Here is a 22,897-nt window from a genome sequence, read left to right on the forward strand (position 1 = left end):
TGAGTATCGGTTGGCGCTACGCAGCCGGTTCGAACAACTGCACCGCAGCAATCTCGCTGACGACCATGCGCGCCTTGAGCTGGCAGCTTTGCTCGCGCACCTTCGTCAGGCTGCGTTCCTTGACGTGGCCATAGCCGCGGATCTGCTCCGGCAACTCAGCCAGGGCCAGCGCGGTGCGGTAGTTGTCTGCGTTGAGTTCCTTGAGCAGGTAGTCCAGATCCTGCTCGTAGTCGTCGATTAGCTGCAGCTCCAGCTTGCGTTCAGCGCTGTAGCCGAACAGGTCCAGCGGTGTGCCGCGCAAGAACTTGAACTTGGCCAGCACGCCGAAGGCCGTGAGCATCCAGGCGCCGAACTGACGCTTACGCGGCTCGCCGGTGCTGGCGTCCGGTTTGCTCAGCCAGGACGGTGCCAGATGGAACTCCAGGCGGTAGTCGCCGCTGAACTGCGCCTCCAGCTGACGGATAAAACTGCCGTCGCTGTAGAGCCGCGCCACTTCGTACTCGTCCTTGTAGGCCAGCAGTTTGAAGTAGTAACGCGCCACGGCCTTGCTCAGGGCTTGGTCGGCGCTCTTGTCGACCTGCTGCACGCGCGCCACCTGCTCGCGGTAGCGCTCGGCGTAGGCGGCGTTCTGGTAAGCAGTCAGACGCACCATGCGGTCAGCAACGATTTCGTCCAGGGTCTGGCAATGTGGTGCCTCGACCATCTCAGGCTTGGCCAGACGCTCCACAGCGGCCGCATCATGGGCCGCACGACGGCCCCAGAGGAAAGCCTGCTGATTGAGCGGCACAGCCACGCCATTAAGCTCGATGGCTTTGTTGATGGCATCAGCAGATACCGGCACCAGGCCCTTCTGGTAAGCAAAACCGAGCATAAACATATTGGTGGCGATGCTGTCGCCGAGCAGGCGTGTGGCCAGGCGGCTGGCGTCGACAAAGTGAGTCTTGCTCGCCCCCACGGCTTCGATCAGCGCTTCACGCATGGCCGCGCCGGGCACCTGGGCATCGGGGTTACGGGTGAACTCGGCGGTGGCCGCTTCATGACTGTTGACTACCGCATGGGCGATCTTGTCATTTAGCTTGGCCAAGGCTTCTTCACTGGCAGACACCACCAGATCACAGCCCAGCAGCAGGTCAGTTTCCCCAGCGGCGATACGCACAGCAAAGATATCGTCCTGCTTGGCGGCGATGCGGATATGGGTGATCACCGGGCCGAACTTCTGCGCCAGGCCAGCCTGATCGAGCACGCTGCAGCCCTTGCCTTCGATATGCGCAGCCATGCCGAGCAATGCGCCGACGGTGGTTACACCGCTGCCGCCAACGCCGGGCAGGAGGATATTCCAAGGCCGCTCCAGTGTCGGCTGACGTGGCTCTGGCAAGGCAATAAACAGCGCACTCAAACCTACCGCTTCAGGTTTGCGCAGGTTGCCGCCGTGCACGGTGACGAAACTTGGGCAGAAGCCTTCAACGCAGCTGAAATCCTTGTTGCAGGAGTTCTGGTCGATCTCGCGCTTGCGCCCTACTTCGGTTTCCAACGGCAGCACCGACAGGCAGTTGGATTTGACGCTGCAATCACCACAACCCTCGCACACCGCTGAGTTGATAAAGGCGCGTTTCTGCGGATCAACCAGCTTGCCGCGCTTGCGCCGGCGGCGCTTCTCGGTGGCGCAGGTCTGGTCATAGATGATCACCGAGCAACCCTTGAACTCGCGCAGCTCACGCTGCACCGCATCCAGATCGCGGCGATGATGGAAAGTAACGATAGGCGCGAAGGTGCTGCGATCCGGGTATTTCTCCGGTTCATCGGTCACCAGAGCAATGCGCTTAACGCCCTCGAAAAATACCTGCTGGCTGAGTTGATCGACCCTTAGCTCACCGTCAATCGGCTGGCCACCGGTCATAGCCACCGCGTCGTTATAAAGAATTTTGTAGGTGATATTCACCCCAGCAGCCACGGCAGCGCGGACAGCCAGATGGCCGGAGTGGAAGTAGGTGCCGTCACCGAGGTTCTGGAAGATATGCGCGGTGTCGGTAAACGGCGCCTGACCAATCCAGGTCGCGCCCTCACCGCCCATCTGAGTGAAGGTGTCGGTGTTGCGGTCCATCCACTGAGTCATGTAGTGGCAACCAATACCGCCTTGGGCGCGACTGCCTTCTGGCAGTTTGGTCGAGGTGTTGTGCGGGCAACCCGAGCAGAAATGCGGGGTGCGTACGGTGGTGTGCTTCGGTGCAGCCAGGGAAGCTTCCTTGGCCGCGAGAAAGGCCAGACGTTCTTCGATCTGAGTGCTGCTGTAGATCGGTGCGAGGCGCTTGGCGATGGCACGGGCGATCATCGCCGGGGTCAGTTCGGAAAGGTTCGGCAGCAACGAATGGCCGGCCTCGTCGAACTCACCGACCACTACCGGGCGCTTGCCCACGGGCCAGTTGTAGAGCTGACCAGTAAGCTGGTCTTCAATAATGCCGCGCTTTTCCTCGACCACCAGAATCTCGTCCAGGCCCTCGGCGAACTCATGCACCGACACCGGCTCCAGCGGCCAGCTCATACCAACCTTGAATACGCGCAAACCCACTTGGGCGCACAAGGCGTCATCCAGGCCGAGATCATCCAGGGCTTGGCGCACATCCAGATAGGACTTGCCGGTGGTGATAATGCCCAGGCGCGGGTTAGGCGAATCGAGCTTGATCTGGTTGAGGTTGTTGGCCAGCGCGAAGGCGCGGGCGGCGTAGATTTTATAGGTATTGAGGCGCGCTTCCTGGGCCAGGGGCGGGTCCGGCCAGCGGATATACACACCGTCTTCTGGCAGTTGAAAATCCTCGGGGGCTTTCACTTGCATGCGTAGCGGGTCGACATCCACCACGGCCGAGGAATCGACATTTTCTGCGATGGTCTTCAGCGCCACCCAGCAACCGCTGTAGCGCGAGAGCTCCCAGCCGATGATGCCGTAATCGAGAATTTCCTGAACGTTGGCCGGGTTGAGCACCGGAATCGAAGCGGCGATAAACGCATGCTCACTCTGGTTGGCGATACTCGATGACTTACAGCCATGGTCGTCGCCGGCCAGCAGTAGCACGCCGCCATGCTCGGAAACTCCGGCCGAGTTGCCGTGTTTGAACACATCACCGCAGCGGTCCACGCCTGGGCCCTTGCCATACCACATGGCAAACACACCGTCATAACGCGCGCCGGGGAACAGGCTGGTCTGCTGGCTGCCCCACACGGCGGTGGCGGCCAACTCTTCGTTGACGCCCGGCTGGAAGTGGATGTGATTTTCTTTGAGGTACTGCTTGGCATCCCACAGGCTCTTGTCGAGGTTGCCCAGCGGCGAGCCCCGGTAGCCGGAAATAAAGCACGCGGTATTCAGGCCATGAGCTGCGTCGCGTTGCTTCTGCAGCATGGGCAGGCGGGTCAGCGCCTGGGTGCCGGTCAGGTAGAGGTGACCGGTAGCAAGGCGGTACTTGTCATCCAGGCGGATCTCGGCCAGAGACATGGTGGTGCTCCTGTTATTTTTATCGAGAGCTGGGTTGGCAACGGTTAATGCCACCCTTGTTAAGCCTAGTGCGGGATCACCACACAAGGCGCATGACCAAGAATATGAACGGAGCGCGCTGCTTTTTTATTTCTTTTTTCTGGCCGTTTTACAGATACTGCGCATGATTAATCCAACAAGAACAAAAAACCGGAAGAAGTCATGCAAGAAAAGCTCAGCCCCATCGACCGCAAGATTCTTCGCCTGCTGCAACATAACGCCGACCTCTCCGCCGCCGAGATCGCCGAGAAGGTGGAGTTGTCACAATCGCCCTGCTGGCGGCGTATTCACCGCATGCAGGAAGACGGCATTATCGAGCGCAAGGTTGCCCTGCTCAGCCACAAGCAACTGGGCTTCAGCATCACCGTGTTTGTCGATATCAAACTGTCGGCGCACGGGCGCAGCAACCTGGAAGAATTCGAGCAGGCGGTGGTCGGGTACCCCGAGGTACTTGAGTGCTTCACCATGGCCGGCGGCTCGGACTACCTGCTCAAGGTGGTGGCCAAGGACATCGCCAGCTACGAGCGCTTTCTGCGCGACCACCTGCTGCAACGCCCGCATGTGCACGAAGCCCACTCGCATATCGCCATGAGTGAGGTCAAACGCACCACCGAGTTGCCGCTGGATTGAAAATGGCTTGAACATTGTGGAGGGGCCGGGCGGCGCTCCGCTTTAGCCGCGACAGCTTTTAAAGGCTACAGCTTGTCGCGGCTAAAGCCCTCCCACACACCCAATCTACACAGCCTCCGCACGCGGCTGCACAAGGGCGCTTTCCGGCTGTGCTTTGCCCGCCCACCACAATGCCAGCGGGCCGAGCAGCAGTAGCAGGCCCATCAGGGCAAACGCGGCCCACCAGCCGAGCAAACTCTTGTCGCCCAGTAAGTCCAGGCTAATGCCGAATAGCAGCGGACCGAGAAAGGCGCCGCTAAAGCCGGTGCAGGAATACAGCGCCATGGCCGTGCCGCGGTGGCTGGCCGGTGCCACGGCGATCAAACCAGCCGTCAGCGATGACGAATCGGCGGTGACGGTGATGCTGTAGAGCAGCACCAGTAGCAGCATCAGCCAGAACGGCAAGGCGGCACTCAGGCCGATAAACAGCGCCAGCACGGCCGAACTGAGCATCACGGTGATCAGCCAGCGCTGCCGACCGAAACGCAGCGCCAGCTCGTTGCCGAAGATGCTCGCCGGCATGCCGATCAGGGTTACCAGCATCGCCACCCAGGTGCCGGACAGCCAGGAATCATGGCCCTGCAATTGCCCGGAAAACACCACAAAGGCCACTATCCAGGCGCGCAGGGCAAACAGCTCAAGGTTATGCACCGCATACGCCAGGCAGTAAGCCGCCACCGCGCGGCTTTTCAGCGGGGCCAGATCCAGCAGCTTGCGCGGCGCATGTTGCACCACGGCCTTCGGCTGCAAGCCCCAATAGACCATGGCCCAGGCCAGCAAGGCGCAAACGCCACTGAGCAGCGTCGGCAACTGCCAGCCGCCGAACTTGGCCAGCTCGCCGGCGAGGATAAACGACAGCGCAGTGCCCAAGCCGAAGCTCGCGGTATAGAACGCCACCGCACGCGACTGCGCTGGCCCCTCGATACGTTCGGACAGCGCCTTGAGCCCCGGCATATAGGTGCCGGCCAGGCCAACGCCCGCCAGCACCCGCCAGGCCAGCGCTGACCAGAAGCCATCGGCAAACACAAAGCCGGCATTGGCCACGGCAGTCAGCAGCATCGCCGCCAGATAGATCAGCCGCGCATCGTATTTGTCGGTCAGCCCGGTAAGGATCGGCACCGCGACCATATAGCCGAGAAAGAAGCCGCCACCAATCCAGCCAGCTTGAGTATTGGAGAGCCCCCACAGCGCCTGAAAGTCCGGTAGCAAAGCGGCAAACAGGGCAAAGCCGGCCATGCCCAGGGTTTCCGCGCCGCATAGCAGCAGGATGATGCGGCGGGCGTTCATAGCACTCGCCCATCGCAGGCCAGGCTAACCCCCGCAGGCAAAGCATCGGGGTGTTCCAGCAGCCAGGCGTCAAAGCTGTGGCCAATATGAGTCAATACGGTTTCCCTGGGCTGCAACTGCTCCACCACCTCCAGGGCGCGGGTCAGGTCGTTGTGGTTACGCGGGGCGATGGGTTGCGGTGCCGTGGAGCAATCCAGCACCAGCAGGTCCAGCGGCTGCTGGCGCAGTACCTCGGCACTGGCGTCCGGCACGCCGAGGGTATCGGTGAGATAGGCAATACGTCGCCGTTCTCCGTTTACCGCAGGGCCTTCCAAGAGATAGCCAAAGGTCGGTTTGGAGTGATTGAGCGGCAGCGCCGTCACGCTTAACTCAGCCAATTGCCGCCGCTCGAAAGCAGCAAACGGCTGGCTGAAATCGAGAATACCGGGGTGCTTGTACAGGTCGGCCAGGCCTTCCGGGTCATCCGGGCCATGTACCGGAATAATCAGCCCCTGCCCCCAGCGCAGGTGAAGCAAGCCCTGAGCGTGGTCGGCGTGGTAATGGGTTTGCAGAATGCCGCTCAGGCTATGGGGCGGGAAGCGCTCGCACAGATCGGTCAGGCCCGAGTCGATCAACCAGCGCTGCGTACCGCATTCGATCACGGCGCAACACGGCCCGCGACGCCGCGCAGGATTCGCCCGCGCGCTGGCGCAAGCCGCGCAGCAGCAGTTGTATACCGGTACCTGCCGCGCATCACCCGTACCGAGCAGGGTCAGGCGCATGTGCGGCTGGCTCCGATCAGTGCCAGCAGGTTGTCCCCTGCCCGCTCAATCGACGCCGAGTTGTCCAGCAGATGCAGGCCATCACGCTCGGCGCTAGCGGCGTCAAACTGGGCATTACGCGCCAGCCGCTGCTCAATCTGCTCAGTGCTTTCCCGACCACGCCTGAGCAAGCGTTCACGCAACACCGCCGGCTCGACCGTAAGCAACACGCCAAGCAGATCGGGATAGCGCTGTCGGGCCTGTGGCAAGTAGGCCCGCGAGCCGTTGACCAGTACGTCCTGTCCTGTCGCCAGCCAGTCGTCAATCTGCCGTGGGATGCCATAGGCCAGGCCATTGGCGCGCCAGCTCAGGGCAAAACCGCCGGCTGCTTCCTGCTGGTCGAACTCGGCAGATGAGACGCCGATGGCGTCCTCGCCCACCGCTTCCGCCGAGCGGGTGATGACCCGGCGGGCAATCACGCAACCGCGTTCGGCCAAACGCTCACGCGCAGCATTCAACAGGCTGTCCTTGCCCGAACCCGAAGGCCCCATCAGATAGATCAACCGGCCAGTCATCAGAACACCCTTTTCGCTTGTCGCCAGACTTGCTGGATCACCGCCTGGCCCGAATGCACCTGCGCATGCACCAGGTCGGCGCGCAGGCCGACACGGATTTCGCCGCGATCATCCAGCCCTGCCGACTGTGCCGGCACGCGGCTGACGGTGGCAATCGCTCGCGGCAGATCATAGCCGTTATCCTGACCGGCCAGCAGTAAAGCGGCCTGCAACAGGCTGGCCGGGTAGTAGTCGCTGGAGAGGATATCCAGCACGCCATGCTGGGCCAGCTCGGCGGCGGCGATGTTGCCCGAGTGGGAACCACCACGCACGATATTCGGCGCGCCCATCAGCACCTTCAGGCCCAGCTCGTGGCTGGCCTTGGCGGCCTCCAGGGTGGTGGGGAACTCGGCGATGGACATGTCGAAACCGGCCGATTCCTGCACATGAGCCAGGGTCGCGTCGTCATGGCTGGCCAGGGACAGACCACGGGCGTGGCAGTCCGCGACAATCGCCCGGCGATGACGGTCGCTGAACTCGATGGAATTGGCCTGCTGCTCGCGGACGAAGTCGTCCATCTCCGTTTCACTGAGGTGGTACTTGCCCATGTAGTACTCGCGGTATTTGTCTTCCCTGGCGAACTGGCGCTGGCCCGGCGAGTGGTCCATCACCGACACCAGCTGTACCAGTGGGTGCTCGACCAGATCGCGGAACACCGCCAGGGTATCCGGGTGACACAGCTCGCAGCGCAGGTGCAGACGGTGATCGGCGCGCAAATGTCCGGCCGCTGCGGCTTCGGCAATCGCTTCGAGCATCGCCGGCAGTTGTTGCATGCGTTTGCCGCGCGGGTTTACGTCGCCGATGGCCAAGGCATCGAACACCGTGGTGATGCCCGCCGAAGCAATCTGCGCATCATGGGTCAGCACCGCCGAAGCCGACGGCCAATCCACGCCAGGGCGCGGGCTCATGTACTTCTCCAGGTTATCGGTGTGCAGCTCGACCAGGCCGGGCAGCAGGTAATCACCGCCAAGGTTCTGCGCCTGGGGCAAACCGCTGACGCCCTCTTCCACCTGGGCAATCAGGCCGTCACGCAGCACCAGGGTACCGACGAACTCCTGCTCGGCGGTGACGATCCGCGCGTTGGTAAGAATCTGTTCAACCGGCATATACATACTCCTGCTGCGCCGCAGCGCTCATATCAAGAAAGCGGTCGGCAACAGCTTCACGGGCAGCGCGGTCGTGGAAGATGCCAATCAGTGCGCTACCGGCGGCCTTGGCCTCATCGATCAGTTCCAACACCACCTGGCGGTTGGCGTCGTCCAGCGAGGCGGTGGGTTCATCCAGCAACATCAGCGGCCAGGCGACCATAAAACCGCGGGCGATATTCACCCGCTGCTGCTCGCCGCCAGAAAAGGTACCGGGAGCCAGCTGCCAAAGAGCCTGGGGGATATTCAGACGACTAAGCAGGCTCTTGGCCCGCGCTTCGGCATCCGCCTTGCTCCAACCACGGGCCAGCGCCGGTTCCATCACCACATCCAGTGTCGCAACGCGGGGAATTACCCGCAGAAACTGGCTGACATAGCCCAGGGTCTGCCGACGCACGGCCAGTACCTGGCGTGGTTCAGCACCGACCAGATCAACCCAGGCGCCGTTGTGCAGTATGCGAATACTGCCGCCAGCGGCTAGGTAGTTGCCGTACAGGGTGCGCAGCAAGGTCGACTTGCCCGCCCCGGATTGGCCGTGCAGCACCAGGCACTCGCCGGCACGCACACTGAAATGCAGCCCACTTAATACATTCAGCACCACGCCGTGCTGCTGATGCAGGGTGAAGGTCTTGCTGAGGCCGGAGACCTCGATAAGCGTATTCATGATTGACCTCATATTGACCGGCAGCCCCATGCAATCCGGGCTGCACACACGTCAGGGCTGCAGGACAGACGACACCAGCAACTGCGAATAGGGATGCTGCGGATCATCGAGAATCTGATCGGTGAGACCGGCCTCGACCACATGGGAGCGGCGCATCACCATCAGCCGGTCGGCCAGTAAGCGCGCCACCGCCAGGTCGTGGGTGACGATCACCACCGCCAGGTCCAGCTCACGCACCAGGCCGCGCAACAGGTCGAGCAGGCGCGCCTGTACCGACACATCGAGGCCGCCAGTCGGCTCGTCCATAAAGATCAGCCGTGGGCTGGAAACCAGGTTGCGGGCGATCTGCAAGCGCTGTTGCATGCCGCCAGAGAAGGTGCGCGGCAGGTCGTCGATACGCAGCGGGTCGATCTCCACCTGGCTCAGCCAGTCGATACCGGCCGCGCGCAATTTGCCGTAATGGCGCACGCCCTGGGCCATCAACCGTTCGCCGATATTGGCGCCGGCCGACACGCCCATGCGCAGGCCGTCACGCGGGTTTTGCTCGACAAAGCCCCACTCGGTGCGTAGCAGCGTGCGCCGCTGCGCTTCGCTGGCGCTGTACAGGTCGAGCCAGTTACCGGCTGTATCGCGATAGCTGACTGCACCGCGATCCGGCGGACAGCGCCCGGACAGCAGGCTGAGCAGGGTCGACTTGCCCGAGCCGGACTCGCCAACGATGCCCAGCACCTCGCCCGGATACAGATCGAACGACACGCCCTGGCAACCCTTTTCCGGGCCGTATAAGCGAGTCAGGTCACGCACGCTGAACAGCGGCTGCGCCGTGTCGTTGTGCAGGTGCAACTTCTCGGCAGCACTCATTGCGCGCTCTCCTCTTCAAGGTCACGGCGTTGCATGCAGTAATCGGTGTCGGAACAGACAAAGCGTTTGCTGCCGGCGTCGTCGACGATCAGCTCGTCCAGGTAGGAATCGTGACTGCCACAAAAGGCGCAGCACTCTTCCCAGCGCTGGATCTCGAACGGGTGATCTGCGAAGTCCAGGCTCACCACCCGGGTATACGGCGGCACGGCATACAGGCGCTTCTCGCGACCCGCACCGAACAGCATCAGCGCCGGGCTCATATGCAGCTTGGGGTTGTCGAATTTGGGGATCGGCGAGGGGTCCATCACGTAGCGTTCATCAACCGTCACCGGGTAGGCGTAGCTGGTGGCGATATGGCCGAAGGTGGCGATGTCCTCGTACAGCTTCACGTGCATCACGCCGTAATCCTCCAGCGCGTGCATGGTGCGGGTCTCGGTTTCCGACGGTTCGATAAAACGCAGCGGCTCAGGAATCGGCACCTGATAGACCATGATCTGATCATTGCTCAGCGGCGTTTCCGGGATGCGGTGGCGAGTCTGAATCACCGTTGCTTCTGGTGTACGGGTGGTGGTTTTGACCCCGGCCGTGCGGGCGAAAAAGCGCCGGATCGATACTGCATTGGTGGTGTCGTCCGCGCCTTGGTCGATCACCTTGAGCACATCCTCAGCACCGAGAATCGCTGCGGTCAGCTGCATACCGCCGGTGCCCCAGCCATAGGGCAGCGGCATCTCGCGACCACCGAACGGCACCTGGTAACCGGGGATGGCCACGGCCTTGAGCAGGCCACGGCGGATCATGCGTTTGGTCTGTTCGTCGAGGTAGGCAAAGTTATAGCCAACCTCAGTTGCATACTGCGTTTGGGCCTGGGCATTCATGCGCGTTGCTCCTCGGCGGCTGGCTGCTCGCACGTCTGCTTGCGCAATTTGCGGATCAGCTCCAGCTCGGATTGGAAGTCGACGTAGTGCGGCAATTTCAGGTGCGAGACGAAGCCGGCGGCCTCGACGTTGTCGCAGTGCATCAGCACAAATTCTTCCTGCTGCGCCGGGCCTTCCACCTCTTCTGCGTACTCGGCGGCGCGCAACGAACGGTCAACCAGGGCCATGCCCATGGCCTTGCGCTCGGCATAACCGAAGGCCAGGCCGTAACCACGGGTGAACTGCGCCTGCTCGGCACTCTCACCGACGAACTGGTTGACCATCTCGCACTCGGTCACTTCGATATCGCCAAGCGGTACGGCGAAACCGAGTTCTTCCGGCTCCAGCCAGACCTCAACGTCGCCGATGCGAATCTCCCCGGCAAAGGGGTGATTGCGCCCGTAGCCGCGCTGGGTGGAATAACCCAGGGCCAATAGGAAGCCTTCATCACCACGGGCCAGGGCCTGCAGGCGCTGAGCACGGCTGGCGGGAAAATCCAGCGGCTCGCGGGTGATATCCGGCACGGCGGCGCCGTCATCCGCCTCGCGGGCCATCAGGCCTTCGTCGGCGAGAAAATCCAGCACCCGTGGGCACGGCGACAGTTCAGCCTGCGGATCGACCTGCGGTCCCGGCTGTTCGCCGTCGGCCAGCAGGGCGAAATCCAGCAGGCGATGGCTATAGTCGAAAGTCGGGCCGAGCAGCTGGCCGCCGGGCAGATCCTTGAAGGTCGCCGAGATGCGCCGAGTCAGCTGCATCTGCGTAGTCTCCAGCGCAGCACTGGCACCGAAGCGCGGCAGCGTGGTGCGGTAGGCGCGCAACAGGAAGATCGCTTCCAGCAAATCGCCAGCCGCCTGCTTGATCGCCAGCGCAGCCAACTGCGGGTCGTACAGCGAGCCTTCGCTCATCACCCGAGCCACGGCCAGGGGCATCTGCTCACGAACCTGTTCAACGCTGAGTTCAGGAATGCTGGTATCGCCACGGCGCTTTTTCGCCAGCAGCAAATGGGCATTATCGATGGCGCGTTCGCCACCTTTGACGGCGACGTACATTAGGCAGCCTCCTCTGCATTGACCAGCACGTGAGTGCTACGCGGCAGGCCGATGACCTGCTCGTCGGCAGCGAAGAAGGCATCCAGGCCACGGGGAAAGGCGCTGCGTGCCTGGCGCTGTTGCCAGAACAGCGCCGGCAGCGGCAACTCGACGCTGCGCACGTCCCTGATGCCAGGGCCACGCCAGCGCAACGGTGTACCGCCGCTCAGCGCATCCAGTTGAATCAGCAAGGTGCAGGACTGATCCGGGTAGCGCTCGCTGCCATTGTCGAAGGCCGACAGGTCTGTCAGTTCGCGGTCATCAAGCAGGGCAAACAGTGCCAGTTCGCGCTCGGCGACAATCGGGCAGCCGCAGTGAAAGGCCAGGTTGGCGCGAATCGCCGGAGTGTCGAAACGCGGTGCCAGCCACAGCGGCGTATCACCATCGAGAAACGCCAGGCACAGGGCGTACGTCGCCGGGTGCAGGTTTTCCAGGGCCAGGGCGCGGTTCAGCGGTTGCACCAGGCCTGGCTCGGCCAGGGCCTTGAGGGCGCTGCGGAAGCTGGTCTGCGCATCCAATACCGGGTCGTTGAAGGCCGGTTGCAGCCATTGCGAGCTATTCGCCGCGTTCATCAGTCTTCTCCTCTGACCAGGGTGAAAAATTCCACCTGGGTGGTGGCGGTTTCAGCGGCCTTGGCCGCCTGTTGGGCGCGCTGTGCAGCGGCCAGGGGTTCGATCAACCGGCTCTGCCAGTGAGCCTGCTCGGCCCCCTGCAAATGCGCATCGGCCAGAGCCGCTAGTTCGGCGTGCTGCTTGTCGCGGCCAGCCACGTAGCTGTAACCGGTGCAGCCATCGGCCAGGCGCACTACACAACGGGTCACGCTCATTTCACCAAGGTTGAACGGGCTCCCAGTGCCGCCCATGCGCCCGCGCACCAGGGTCATGCCGATTTCCGGGGCGCGAATCAGGCGGTATTCAGCCTCCTTCAACGCTGACTCATAGGCCGCCAGTTGGCCGCCGGCGCGGGCGAGTACGCCCATCCAGCGTTGGCGGGTGGCGATGTGCGGGTCGCTGTGCAGCAAGTTGCTTTGCGGTATTTCGCGGTTCATCAACAAGCCTCCATCAAAGGGCGAGCTGGTATTGGAAGCGGTCGGCACGGCTGGTCGATAACGACAGCTCCACCGGCCGCCCGGCCAGATCGCGGGAAAGGGTTTGCACGCTGAGTAGCGGCGCGTGGCGTGGCATCAACAGACGTGAGGCCTCGTCACGGCTGGGTAGGCGCGCACCGATAAGGCTGAAGGTGCGAGTCAGCGGCAAGCCGCGCTGACTGAGGTACTGACGCAGCGAGCCGCCTTGATAGTCGGCGAGCAACTCGCAGTGTTCGGTGCTGAAGGCGTGACGAATCAGGCTGACTGGCTGGCCCTCAATCAGACGCAAGGTGCTCAGCTCCAGTAGCTGCGCACCACTCGGCAGCTGCAAATATTCGCGTTCTTCACAACCGGCCGGGCGCAGACGACTTTCCAGCAGTTGCGCCTCAACCTTGTGACCGAGCGCCGAGAGCGAAGCGCTGTAAGCGCTGCCGGCCTGCATCGGGTAGATCAGCGGCTTGGCCAACACCCGCGTGCCCTTGCCCTGCTGACGCAGCAGGCGGCCTTCCAACACCAATTCATCCACCGCGCGGCGCAAGGTGTGGCGGTTGACCGCAAAGCGCGCTGCCAACTGCACCTCGGCCGGCAGGTAATCACCGGGGCTCATGCGCTGCAGCTCATCGCGCAGCACGGCGGCCAGTTCGCGGTACAGCGGCTCAGGTTGTCTAGACAAGTGCATGGCTAATAAAGGGCATCCGCAGATGCCCGATCTCCGTCAGATAAATTGCTTGCGCAGACGCTGCGAGATGATGTCGAGCAGGCTTACCACCAGGATGATTACCAGCAGCAAGGCGCAAGTCTGGGCGAACTGAAAGCCGCGAATAGCCTCCCAGAGAATCACCCCGATACCGCCGGCACCGACCATGCCGACCACGGTGGCTGAACGCACGTTGGACTCGAAGCGATACAGCGAGTAGGAAATCCACAGCGGCAGTACTTGCGGGATCACCCCGTAAATCACTTCCTGCAAGGCGCTGGCACCGGTGGCACGCACGCCTTCAACCGGGCCCGGATCGATGGCCTCGACCGCCTCGGCAAACAGTTTGGCCAGCACCCCGGTAGTGCCGATAAACAGCGCCAACACACCGGCGAACGGCCCCAGGCCAACCGCCACCACGAAGAGCATGGCGAAGACCATTTCGTTGATCGAACGGCAGGCGTCCATCACCCGGCGGATCGGCTGGTAAACCCACCACGGCACGATGTTTTCCGAACAGAGAATACCCAGCGGGATAGCCAGAACAATCGCCAGCACCGTGCCCCAGAGAGCGATCTGCACGGTGACGACCATCTCCTTGAGGTACAGCTCCCAGTTGCTGAAATCGGGCGGAAAGAAGTCCGCGGCAAAAGTCGCCATGTTGCTGGAGTCGCGGATCAGCGCCAGCGGATTCATCTCCGCGCCTTGCCAGGACCAGGCCAGCACAACGAAGAACAGCCCCCAGCCGATCAGCTGCAGCCAGGAACGCTTGGCGATCAGGTCAGGCGTGGGTGCGGTGGTCAAAGTGGTCATAACAACATCTCGAATCAAGCGGCAGAACAGAGCGACCCGCCCACTGGGCGAGTCGCTGGCGGCACGTGCAATTAACCAGCGCTTGCCGGGCTCTTCTGGGCGATTTCAGCCAGACGCTTTTCCAGTTTGGCCAGCTCGGCATCCAGCTCTTTGAGCTGAGCCTGCTTGTCGGCAGCGTTAAGCTTTTCGTTGTTAGCGACTTCGGTGCGCTTCTTGAACAGTTCCAGCTGGCGGATCGGCAGCAGCTGGTCGTCATCCGATGCCTTGAACTTGGCCCACTGCAGCCCTTCAAGCACTTTCAACTCAGCCGGTTTGTCGCCGTAAGTCATAAAGAACTCGCGCAGCTTGTTCTTGGTGGCGTCATCCAGATTCTTGCGCCATACCATCGGGTCAGACGGGATCAGCGGCGAAGTCCAGATCACTTTCAGTTGTGCGGCCTTGTCCGGCGCAGTCACTTGCAGGCGCTCCATGCCTTCGCTGTTGAAGGTGCCGACATCGACCTGCTTGTTGGCCACCGACAGCGCGTTGACTTCATGGCTACCGTTAAGGGCGCGTTTGAAGATCTTGTTGGCATCAGCGTTGTTCTGCGCAAACACGTAGTAGCCCGGTACCAGATAACCCGAGGTGGAGTTCGGGTCGCCGTTGGCGAAGGTCAGGGTCTTGGCGTTTTTCAGCATGTCTTCGATCGAGTTGATCGGACTGTCCTTGTGCGCAACCATCAGGCTGTAATAGCCCTGAGTGCCGTTAGCCGCGACGGTCTGGGCGAAAACCTGCCCACCGGCACGATCCACAGCTTCCATCGCAGCCTTGTTGCCGTACCAGGCCATGTCGACCTTGTCGAAACGCATGCCCTGGATGATCCCGGCGTAGTCAGGGGCGAAGAAGGCTTTGATCTTCAGGCCGGTCTGCTGGCTCATGTCCGCCAGGAAGGGGTCCCACATGGTTTTCAGATTCTGCGAAGACTCGGTGGAGATAATGCCGAAGTTGATTTCCTGCTCAGCGGCCTGGGCAGCGCCCAGAACCGAGCCGGCTAGCAGCGTGGACGCGGCGAGAACGCGACTGATACGTTTGAACATGCAAAGCACTCCTAGTGCAGATGGACATACAGGGGTTGGCATAACAGGCAAGCGGCTCAGGCCTTGGCCAGAGCCAGCGGGACTTTCGGCTTGCGCGCAGGGCGCGGTCTCTCGGCGGTTTGCGGCTCAGCTATGAGCTCGGCCCCGTAAAGATCGTTAAGGAAGTTGGGATGCAGCTCAGCGGCGGCGCCGTCGTAATGAATCCGCCCCGCTTTCAACGCCACGGCGCGCTGGCAATAGCGCATGGTGTAGTCAACCTGATGCAGGGTGACCACCACGGTGGTGCCATCTTCGCGATTGATGTCGGCCAGAATTTGCATGACCTTGCGCGCCGATTCGGGGTCCAGCGAGGCAATCGGCTCGTCGGCAAGAATCACCTTGGCGCGCTGACACAGGGCACGGGCAATCGCCACACGTTGCTGCTGGCCGCCTGACAAGGTCGAGGCGCGCTGCTGCGCCAGATCAGCCAAACCAACACGGGCCAGAGCCTGCAGCGCCTGCTGTTTTTCTTCGGCACTGAACAGACCGAAGGTGCCACGCCAGCGCGGGATGCGCCCCAGGCAACCGAGCAGTACGTTCTGCAATACGCTGAGGCGGCCAACCAGGTTGAACTGCTGAAAGATGTAACCGATATCGGCGCGCAGACGACGCACTTCACTATTCAGTCGTCCTGCAGCCTGTACTTCACGGCCCAGCACCTGAATGCTGCCACCGCCGCTGCGGTCGCAGCAGGCCAGGCCCGCCACATGACGCAACAAGGTCGATTTACCGGAACCGGAGGCTCCGATCAACGCCACCATTTCACCGGGTTCTACGGACAGCGCCAGATCAAACAGCGCCTGCTTGCGGCCGAACGTTTTGTTCAGGCTCTCAACCCGGATCACTGCGCTCATGGAATGCCTCCTTTTTATTAGCGGTTACACCGCGGCGTGAAGCCGCCTTCTGGTGTAGACCAAGGTAGGCAAATCCTGTGTCAGACCGATTAATGGGCCGTGACACTTACGTGACCATTGCTTGAAGTTTTTCCTACGCGCAGCCGGTTTCCCTTGCTTTTTGCACAGTACGGCGCATTTCTGATGACTGGTGCTGGCATAACGCCTTTACCCATCGCAAAATGCGACACACGATTGGCGTCAATTTATCGACCCAGCGACTATAGAGTCACACATGATCTAAGCGGCTTTCTGGCTGAACGGTTAGTGCTAAAGGCGGTCAAACCGGTGACAATCCTATAGCCCATTGCCAGTATCGCTTTCCTGAACTAACCGGTTTAATGTACGCGCCCTATGAAACCAGCACTCTATTCCAGCCGCACCGCTGACAAATTCGTAGTTCGTCTGCCTGATGGCATGCGCGAACGTATTGCGGATGTCGCACGTAACCATCACCGCAGCATGAACTCGGAGATCATTGCTCGCCTTGAGCAAAGCATGCTCCAGGAAAGCGCTCTGGGTGATGACCTCAATATGCGCCTGGACAGCCCAGATCTGTCCTTGCACGAGCGTGAGCTGCTGCAACGCTTTCGCCAGCTGTCGCGCCGTCAGCAAAATGCCCTAGTGGCATTGATTGCTCACGACGCCGAGATGGCCGCAGAAGAAGCCTGATTGCGCTGCACAATGAAAAACCGGCCTAGGCCGGTTTTTTTGCTGCCAATAAAAATGGCCAGGAGCCATTTTTAACGTTGCACTGCAACCGCCTGAAAGGTTGCCGCCAGAGATGGCAGGCAATAAAAAAACCGCCTTTCGGCGGTTTTTTTATTGAGCGCGCAATCAGCCAACAAAACTGAGCAGCACACCCGCCGCCACTGCCGAGCCAATCACCCCGGCCACGTTCGGACCCATGGCGTGCATTAGCAGGAAGTTCTGCGGATTGGCCTCCAGCCCCACTTTATTCGACACCCGCGCCGCCATCGGCACCGCAGATACCCCTGCGGAACCGATCAGCGGGTTGATCTTGTTCTTACTGAACAGGTTCATCAGCTTGGCCATCAGCACCCCAGCTGCTGTACCGGCACAGAACGCCACCATACCCAGACTGAGGATGCCCAGGGTTTTCAGCTGCAGGAAGGAATCGGCAGAGAGCTTCGAACCCACGGTCAGACCAAGGAAGATGGTGACGATATTGATCAGCGCATTGCGTGAGGTATCGGCCAGACGCTCAACCACACCGGCTTCGCGCAGCAGATTACCGAGGGCGAACATGCCGATCAGTGGCGCAGCATCCGGTAGCAGCATGCCAATCAGCAGGCACAACACAATCGGGAAGATGATTTTCTCGGCCTGACCAACAGGGCGCAGCTGCTGCATAACGATGCTGCGCTCTTCCTTGGTGGTCAGCGCGCGCATGATCGGCGGCTGAATCAGCGGCACCAATGCCATATAGGCATAGGCCGCCACTGCAATCGGACCGAGCAGATGCGGAGCCAGCTTGGAGGTCACGAAAATCGAGGTCGGGCCATCGGCACCGCCGATAATCGCGATGGATGCGGCTTCCTTGAGGGTGAACTCAAGCCCCGGAATCCCCAACGCCGTCAGCGCCAGAGCACCCATCAGCGTGCCGAAAATCCCAAACTGTGCCGCAGCCCCCAAGAGCAAGGTCTTGGGATTGGCCAGCATCGGCCCGAAATCGGTCATGGCGCCGACGCCGAGAAAGATCAACAACGGGAAGATACTGGTGGGTAGGCCCACCTCGTAGATCATGTGCAGGAAGCCCGCCCCCTCGGCCATATTGGCCACCGGGATATTGGCCAGCAGACCGCCAAAACCAATCGGCAACAGCAGGAGAGGTTCGAAGCCTTTCTTGATCGCCAGGTAGATCAGCAGGATGCATACCGCCATCATAAACAGCTGACCGGGCTCGACGTGGTAAAGGCCGGTGCTCTGCCAAAGCTTGAGGAGCTTATCCATTACCGCGCTCCCTTAACCGATGGCCAGCAGGCTGTCGCCCACCGCCACCGCATCACCGACCTTGACGTTGACCGCACCAATGGTGCCAGCCTTGAACGCACGGATTTCGGTTTCCATCTTCATGGCTTCAAGAATGATCACCAACTGCCCTTCTTCCACGGTCTGGCCTGGCTGTACCAGCACCTTGAAGATGTTGCCGGCCAGCGGGGCATTCTGCGGCTCACCAGCGCCAACCGGAGCAGCTACGGCAGCTGCAGCGGACGTCGCACCACCGATAGCTTTGAGCCCCTCGATATCGCCACCGTTATTGACCTGCACCACATAGGACTTGCCTGCCACCTCTACGGTGTAGACCTCGGGTTTGCCGGCTTCACGAACCAGGGTTTCCTTGCCAGTCGGCATCGGCTCGAAGGCCGCAGGATTGCCGCGGTTTTCCAGAAACTTCAGGCCGATCTGCGGGAACAAGGCATAAGTCAGTACGTCGTCTATTTCATCAGTGGTGAGCTTGATGCCCTTCTCTTTGGCAATGCCCTTCAGCTCGGCAGTCAGCTTGTCCATTTCGGCTTCAAGCAGATCAGCCGGACGGCAGGTAACAGCTTCAGCACCATCCAGTACGCGCGCCTGCAGCTCTTTATTAAAAGGTGCCGGTGCCGCACCGTATTCACCCTTCAAGATGCCGGCGGTTTCCTTGGTGATCGACTTGTAACGCTCACCGGTCAGCACGTTGATCACCGCCTGGGTGCCAACGATTTGCGAGGTCGGGGTTACCAACGGGATAAAGCCGAGGTCTTCACGTACACGCGGGATCTCAGCGAGCACTTCGTCAAACTTGTCCTGGGCGCCCTGCTCTTTCAGCTGTCCTTCCATATTGGTCAGCATGCCGCCAGGCACCTGAGCCACCAGAATGCGCGAGTCGACACCTTTGAGGTTGCCCTCGAATTTCGCGTACTTCTTGCGCACGTCACGGAAGTAGGCAGCGATTTCTTCAAGCAGCAGCAGATCCAGACCGGTATCGCGCTCAGTGCCCTGAAACATCGCCACCACAGATTCGGTTGGCGAATGACCATAAGTCATCGACAACGAGGAAATAGCGGTATCGACATTGTCGATGCCAGCTTCCACGGCCTTAAGAATGGCCACAGACGACAGCCCAGCAGTGGCGTGGCACTGCATATGGATCGGGATCGACAGGGTTGCCTTCAGGCGCGTAACCAGCTCGAACGCGGTGTAGGGCGTCAGAATACCGGCCATGTCCTTGATGGCCACCGAATCGGCGCCCATGTCTTCAATTTGCTTGGCCAGGTCGACCCACATTTCCAGGGTATGCACCGGACTGGTAGTGTAGGAAATGGTGCCCTGAGCATGCTTACCCAGCTGCTTGACTGCTTTGAGGGCCGTCTGCAGGTTGCGCGGATCGTTCATCGCGTCGAATACGCGGAACACATCAACGCCATTGAAGGCGGCGCGCTCGACGAATTTTTCCACAACGTCATCAGCGTAGTGGCGGTAGCCCAGCAGGTTCTGTCCGCGCAGCAGCATTTGCTGGCGGGTATTGGGCATGGCCTTTTTCAGCTCGCGGATGCGGTGCCAAGGGTCTTCACCCAGGTAGCGGATGCACGCATCGAAAGTCGCGCCCCCCCAGGACTCCACGGACCAGAAGCCGACCTGATCGAGCTTGGGCGCGATCGGCAGCATGTCTTCCAGGCGCACACGGGTGGCCAAGATCGACTGGTGGGCGTCACGCAGCACCACATCAGTAATTCCGAGTGCTTTCTTTACGGCAGTCATACAGATGCTCCCTGTCGAACCTGACTCACCCACGGCGGGCGCGGTGCTGGTGAATAGCGGATTGGATAGCGGCTAGCACATCAGCGCTCGGCTCGTCGGAGGCCGGCTTGACAGCCAATGGCACAGATACGGGAATTGGCGCTTTGACGGCAAAGCGCTCGATAACCCACGACATCACGCGGATCATCAGCACCAATAGAATCAGAAAGAGAAATACGGTGCCCAGGCCGAATAGCATGAGCTCGACACCCTCGAGGAGGAGTTCACTAGGGGTCATCTTGGCTCCATTACCAGCTACGTGTGAGCTGCGTTAATTATTAGATAGGAGCGCCCGGGAGGTGATCCCGGGCAAAGCTGGCGAACCTTAGCGTGAAACGAGCGTTTGAAGCAAACCCAACCCTAGCCGATGAGACATTTTCTGTAGAGAAAGCGTCATCAGGTTAGAGCAGGAACAGACTGGCCAAACCCAGGAAGATAAAGAAACCACCGCTATCAGTTACCGCAGTGATCATCACACTGGCGCCCAAGGCCGGATCACGCCCCATACGCACCAACGTCATAGGGATCAAAACCCCCATCAGCGCAGCGAGCAGCAGGTTCAGCACCATCGCAGCGGTCATTACCACACCCAGCGACCAGCTGTCATAGAGCAGGTAGGCCACTACGCCAATCACCCCACCCCAGACGATGCCGTTGACCAGGCCAACGCCCAGCTCCTTGCGAATCAAGCGCGAGGTGTTGCCGGTACTGACCTGATCCAGCGCCATGGCGCGCACGATCATGGTGATGGTCTGGTTACCCGAATTGCCACCAATGCCCGCAACAATCGGCATCAGCGCAGCCAGGGCCACCAACTTCTCGATGGAATCCTCGAACAGCCCAATCACTCGCGACGCCATAAAGGCAGTGACCAGGTTGATCGCCAGCCAGGCCCAGCGGTTGCGCAGGGATTTCCACACTGAGGCGAAGATGTCTTCTTCCTCGCGCAAACCGGCCATATTAAGAACTTCGCTTTCGCTTTCCTCACGAATCAGGTCGACCATTTCATCGATGGTCAAACGACCGATCAGCTTGCCGTTCTTGTCCACCACCGGCGTAGAAATAAGATCATAACGCTCGAACGCCTGTGCGGCGTCGTAGCCATCCTCATCCGGGTGGAAGCTCACCGGATCGGTGGCCATGACTTCGCTGACCAACTTCTCCGGGTCATTGACTAGCAGACGCTTGACCGGCAGCACACCCTTGAGCACGCCGTCGTAATCCACCACAAACAATTTGTCGGTGTGCCCTGGCAGCTCCTTGAGCCGACGCAGGTAGCGCAACACCACTTCCAGGCTGACGTCTTCGCGGATGGTCACCATCTCGAAGTCCATCAGCGCGCCGACCTGGTCTTCCTCATAGGACAACGCCGAACGCACGCGCTCGCGCTGCTGCGCATCGAGGGTTTCCATCAGCTCGTGCACGACATCGCGCGGCAGCTCGGAGGCCAGATCAGCCAGCTCGTCGGCGTCCATGTCCCTGGCCGCCGCGAGAATTTCGTGATCGTCCATGTCCGCGAGCAGGGTTTCGCGCACTGCATCGGACACTTCGAGGAGAATGTCGCCGTCGCGCTCGACCTTGACCAGCTGCCAGACCGTCAGACGGTCATCAAGCGGCAAGGCTTCAAGGATGTGGGCAACGTCGGCGGAGTGCAGCTCATCAAGCTTGCGTTGTAATTCGGCGAGGTTCTGCCGATGTACCAGGTTTTCCACCCGGTCTTGGTGCTGGCCTTCCTGACGGTGAGTCAGGTCTTCGACCAGCTTGTGTCGATGCAGCAACTCGACCACCTGAGCCAGGCGATCCTGCAGACTTTCCTGCGGTTTTTTTGCTTCTACTTCAGTCATGGCGCGCTCCACCCCCAGCGGCAGCGCACGCCACAGAGGGTCAATCAGTCAACACGTGATTGCACAATCGAGATTCAGAGTAACTACTGGGTAAGTCCATGGTGGTTTTCCACAAGCCCCGGCGGGGCTGACGCGGCAAATGATACCACCGCCCAGGCGCTTTGCATGTGACAAAAACAATCCTAGAACAAGCGCTTGCACGACAAACTTAAGCGCGCTCACACATCTGTAACTGCGACGTGCCGGGCACTGGCAAAGGCACGCCTGGCGCAGACAAAGCCATCGACTACCCTTGCATATGGACCGTCACGGAGGACGCACCATGCATGGACTGCGCTGCGCAACTTTCTGCGCCATTCTGCTTTGCCCACTACCCACACTCGGCTCAAGCGTATTTCGCTGCGAAGACGCCAAAGGCCACGTCACCTTCACCCGCCAGGGCTGCCCCGACGCACACAACCAAAGCCTGCAACAGGCCTACAACCCCACACCCGGCAGCGGTAAACCAGTACCACTGGCCAAACCGCGCAAGGCCAGCCGCGAGAGCAAGAAGAAAAATGAATACGAGCTGACGGTGATCGGCGTAAAGCAGGACGGTTGCGGTAACCACCTGAGCAGCAGCGAACGGCGCACCGCCATCATCAAACAGCAGATACGCCTGGGCATGAGCCGCAGCGACGTCGAGAGCAGCCTCGGCAAGCCTGACAAGGTCACCGAACAGAACGGCCAGACGCGCTACGTTTATCAGGGCAAGAAAGGCAACAAGCGCAACGTCAGCTTCGATGCAGCCGGCTGCGTCAAAGGCAAGACCAAACGAAAATCGGCGAGTAAAAAATGATCGAAAGTCATTGTTAACGTCGCACAGCGACGATCTGCCGGCGGCTGCCATAAATGGCGGGCAATAAAAAAGGGCCTGCATCGCTGCAGGCCCTTCTTATTTGGTGCACTCAGGAGGATTCGAACCTCCGACCGCTCGGTTCGTAGCCGAGTACTCTATCCAGCTGAGCTATGAGTGCAAATGGCGCTTTTTAACCAGGTCACCACTGGCTGAAACAAAATGGCCTGCATCACTGCAAGCCATTCCAATTTGGTGCACTCAGGAGGATTCGAACCTCCGACCGCTCGGTTCGTAGCCGAGTACT

Annotated in this window: 22 protein-coding genes and 1 tRNA gene; 3 read left to right on the forward strand and 20 right to left on the reverse strand. The window is 60.8% G+C overall.

The features are described from left to right. Positions 1–16 precede the first annotated feature (16 nt). Positions 17–3,484: an indolepyruvate ferredoxin oxidoreductase family protein gene (locus ACIGEK_RS19650; RefSeq protein ID WP_397494938.1), complete on the reverse strand. Its 3,468-nt coding sequence runs from the start codon at positions 3,482–3,484 to the stop codon at positions 17–19. Positions 3,485–3,685: 201 nt separating this feature from the next. Here ACIGEK_RS19650 and ACIGEK_RS19655 point away from each other — a divergent pair, with 201 nt between their 5' ends. Continuing rightward, positions 3,686–4,153 carry an Lrp/AsnC family transcriptional regulator gene (locus tag ACIGEK_RS19655; protein ID WP_069517010.1) on the forward strand — a complete coding sequence of 156 codons (468 nt, stop codon included), beginning with the start codon at positions 3,686–3,688 and terminating at the stop codon, positions 4,151–4,153. 105 nt (positions 4,154–4,258) lie between these two features. Here ACIGEK_RS19655 and ACIGEK_RS19660 read toward each other — a convergent pair whose 3' ends face one another. From ACIGEK_RS19660 to phnC, 14 genes are all read right to left on the reverse strand, one after another. Continuing rightward, on the reverse strand, positions 4,259–5,479 hold the full coding sequence (locus ACIGEK_RS19660) for a nitrate/nitrite transporter (RefSeq protein ID WP_397494939.1): 1,221 nt from the start codon (positions 5,477–5,479) through the stop codon (positions 4,259–4,261). Next, on the reverse strand, positions 5,476–6,240 hold the full coding sequence (gene phnP / locus ACIGEK_RS19665) for a phosphonate metabolism protein PhnP (protein ID WP_397494940.1): 765 nt from the start codon (positions 6,238–6,240) through the stop codon (positions 5,476–5,478). The genes ACIGEK_RS19660 and phnP overlap by 4 nt, the downstream gene beginning before the upstream one ends. Next, complete coding sequence (phnN, locus tag ACIGEK_RS19670) at positions 6,231–6,794, reverse strand: phosphonate metabolism protein/1,5-bisphosphokinase (PRPP-forming) PhnN (protein WP_397494941.1); 564 nt, start codon at positions 6,792–6,794, stop codon at positions 6,231–6,233. The genes phnP and phnN overlap by 10 nt, the downstream gene beginning before the upstream one ends. After that, on the reverse strand, positions 6,794–7,939 hold the full coding sequence (locus ACIGEK_RS19675; RefSeq protein WP_397494942.1) for an alpha-D-ribose 1-methylphosphonate 5-triphosphate diphosphatase: 1,146 nt from the start codon (positions 7,937–7,939) through the stop codon (positions 6,794–6,796). Before ACIGEK_RS19675 ends, phnN begins: the two co-directional genes overlap by 1 nt. Continuing rightward, positions 7,929–8,642 (reverse strand): phosphonate C-P lyase system protein PhnL, encoded by a 714-nt coding sequence (phnL, locus tag ACIGEK_RS19680; RefSeq protein ID WP_397494943.1) that lies wholly within the window; start codon positions 8,640–8,642, stop codon positions 7,929–7,931. Before phnL ends, ACIGEK_RS19675 begins: the two co-directional genes overlap by 11 nt. A 51-nt stretch (positions 8,643–8,693) precedes the next feature. Continuing rightward, entirely contained in the window at positions 8,694–9,503 is an 810-nt protein-coding gene (gene phnK, locus ACIGEK_RS19685; protein WP_397494944.1) for a phosphonate C-P lyase system protein PhnK, read from the reverse strand. Next, positions 9,500–10,378, reverse strand: a complete 879-nt coding sequence (locus ACIGEK_RS19690) for an alpha-D-ribose 1-methylphosphonate 5-phosphate C-P-lyase PhnJ (RefSeq protein ID WP_397494945.1) — start codon at positions 10,376–10,378, stop codon at positions 9,500–9,502. Before ACIGEK_RS19690 ends, phnK begins: the two co-directional genes overlap by 4 nt. After that, positions 10,375–11,466: a carbon-phosphorus lyase complex subunit PhnI gene (locus ACIGEK_RS19695; RefSeq protein ID WP_397494946.1), complete on the reverse strand. Its 1,092-nt coding sequence runs from the start codon at positions 11,464–11,466 to the stop codon at positions 10,375–10,377. Before ACIGEK_RS19695 ends, ACIGEK_RS19690 begins: the two co-directional genes overlap by 4 nt. Continuing rightward, positions 11,466–12,077: a phosphonate C-P lyase system protein PhnH gene (phnH, locus tag ACIGEK_RS19700; RefSeq protein WP_397494947.1), complete on the reverse strand. Its 612-nt coding sequence runs from the start codon at positions 12,075–12,077 to the stop codon at positions 11,466–11,468. Before phnH ends, ACIGEK_RS19695 begins: the two co-directional genes overlap by 1 nt. Further along, on the reverse strand, positions 12,077–12,553 hold the full coding sequence (gene phnG, locus ACIGEK_RS19705; RefSeq protein WP_397494948.1) for a phosphonate C-P lyase system protein PhnG: 477 nt from the start codon (positions 12,551–12,553) through the stop codon (positions 12,077–12,079). Before phnG ends, phnH begins: the two co-directional genes overlap by 1 nt. A 13-nt stretch (positions 12,554–12,566) precedes the next feature. After that, positions 12,567–13,271: a phosphonate metabolism transcriptional regulator PhnF gene (gene phnF / locus ACIGEK_RS19710; RefSeq protein WP_397494949.1), complete on the reverse strand. Its 705-nt coding sequence runs from the start codon at positions 13,269–13,271 to the stop codon at positions 12,567–12,569. Between the two features lie 36 nt (positions 13,272–13,307). Next, positions 13,308–14,102 (reverse strand): phosphonate ABC transporter, permease protein PhnE, encoded by a 795-nt coding sequence (phnE, locus tag ACIGEK_RS19715; protein ID WP_397494950.1) that lies wholly within the window; start codon positions 14,100–14,102, stop codon positions 13,308–13,310. Positions 14,103–14,173: 71 nt separating this feature from the next. Then, on the reverse strand, positions 14,174–15,178 hold the full coding sequence (gene phnD, locus ACIGEK_RS19720) for a phosphonate ABC transporter substrate-binding protein (protein ID WP_397494951.1): 1,005 nt from the start codon (positions 15,176–15,178) through the stop codon (positions 14,174–14,176). A gap of 56 nt (positions 15,179–15,234) precedes the next feature. Then, on the reverse strand, positions 15,235–16,071 hold the full coding sequence (gene phnC, locus ACIGEK_RS19725) for a phosphonate ABC transporter ATP-binding protein (RefSeq protein WP_397494952.1): 837 nt from the start codon (positions 16,069–16,071) through the stop codon (positions 15,235–15,237). A 393-nt stretch (positions 16,072–16,464) separates the two neighbouring features. On the opposite strand from phnC, the gene ACIGEK_RS19730 reads away from it, so the two are divergent. Next, the gene (locus ACIGEK_RS19730; protein ID WP_090382962.1) at positions 16,465–16,782 is read left to right on the forward strand and encodes an Arc family DNA-binding protein; all 318 of its coding nucleotides are present in this window, start codon (positions 16,465–16,467) and stop codon (positions 16,780–16,782) included. Between the two features lie 165 nt (positions 16,783–16,947). On the opposite strand, the gene ACIGEK_RS19735 is transcribed toward ACIGEK_RS19730, so the two are convergent. From ACIGEK_RS19735 to mgtE, 4 genes are all read right to left on the reverse strand, one after another. Continuing rightward, positions 16,948–18,084, reverse strand: coding sequence for a sodium ion-translocating decarboxylase subunit beta (locus tag ACIGEK_RS19735; RefSeq protein ID WP_397494953.1), 1,137 nt, complete (start codon positions 18,082–18,084; stop codon positions 16,948–16,950). Positions 18,085–18,096: 12 nt separating this feature from the next. Further along, positions 18,097–19,872, reverse strand: coding sequence for a sodium-extruding oxaloacetate decarboxylase subunit alpha (gene oadA, locus ACIGEK_RS19740; RefSeq protein WP_397494954.1), 1,776 nt, complete (start codon positions 19,870–19,872; stop codon positions 18,097–18,099). A 25-nt stretch (positions 19,873–19,897) separates the two neighbouring features. Continuing rightward, the gene (locus ACIGEK_RS19745; protein WP_397494955.1) at positions 19,898–20,149 is read right to left on the reverse strand and encodes an OadG family protein; all 252 of its coding nucleotides are present in this window, start codon (positions 20,147–20,149) and stop codon (positions 19,898–19,900) included. 163 nt (positions 20,150–20,312) lie between these two features. Next, positions 20,313–21,755, reverse strand: a complete 1,443-nt coding sequence (mgtE, locus tag ACIGEK_RS19750) for a magnesium transporter (RefSeq protein ID WP_397494956.1) — start codon at positions 21,753–21,755, stop codon at positions 20,313–20,315. A gap of 322 nt (positions 21,756–22,077) precedes the next feature. Here mgtE and ACIGEK_RS19755 point away from each other — a divergent pair, with 322 nt between their 5' ends. Further along, a complete protein-coding gene (locus tag ACIGEK_RS19755) occupies positions 22,078–22,593 on the forward strand; it encodes a DUF4124 domain-containing protein (RefSeq protein ID WP_397494957.1) in 516 nt (171 codons plus the stop codon). A gap of 101 nt (positions 22,594–22,694) precedes the next feature. Here ACIGEK_RS19755 and ACIGEK_RS19760 read toward each other — a convergent pair. Next, positions 22,695–22,771 (reverse strand) — tRNA-Arg (locus tag ACIGEK_RS19760). Positions 22,772–22,897: the final 126 nt, after the last annotated feature.

Origin of the sequence: Pseudomonas sp. NPDC079086 (assembly GCF_044542155.1) — a bacterium.
Taxonomy (GTDB): domain Bacteria; phylum Pseudomonadota; class Gammaproteobacteria; order Pseudomonadales; family Pseudomonadaceae; genus Aquipseudomonas.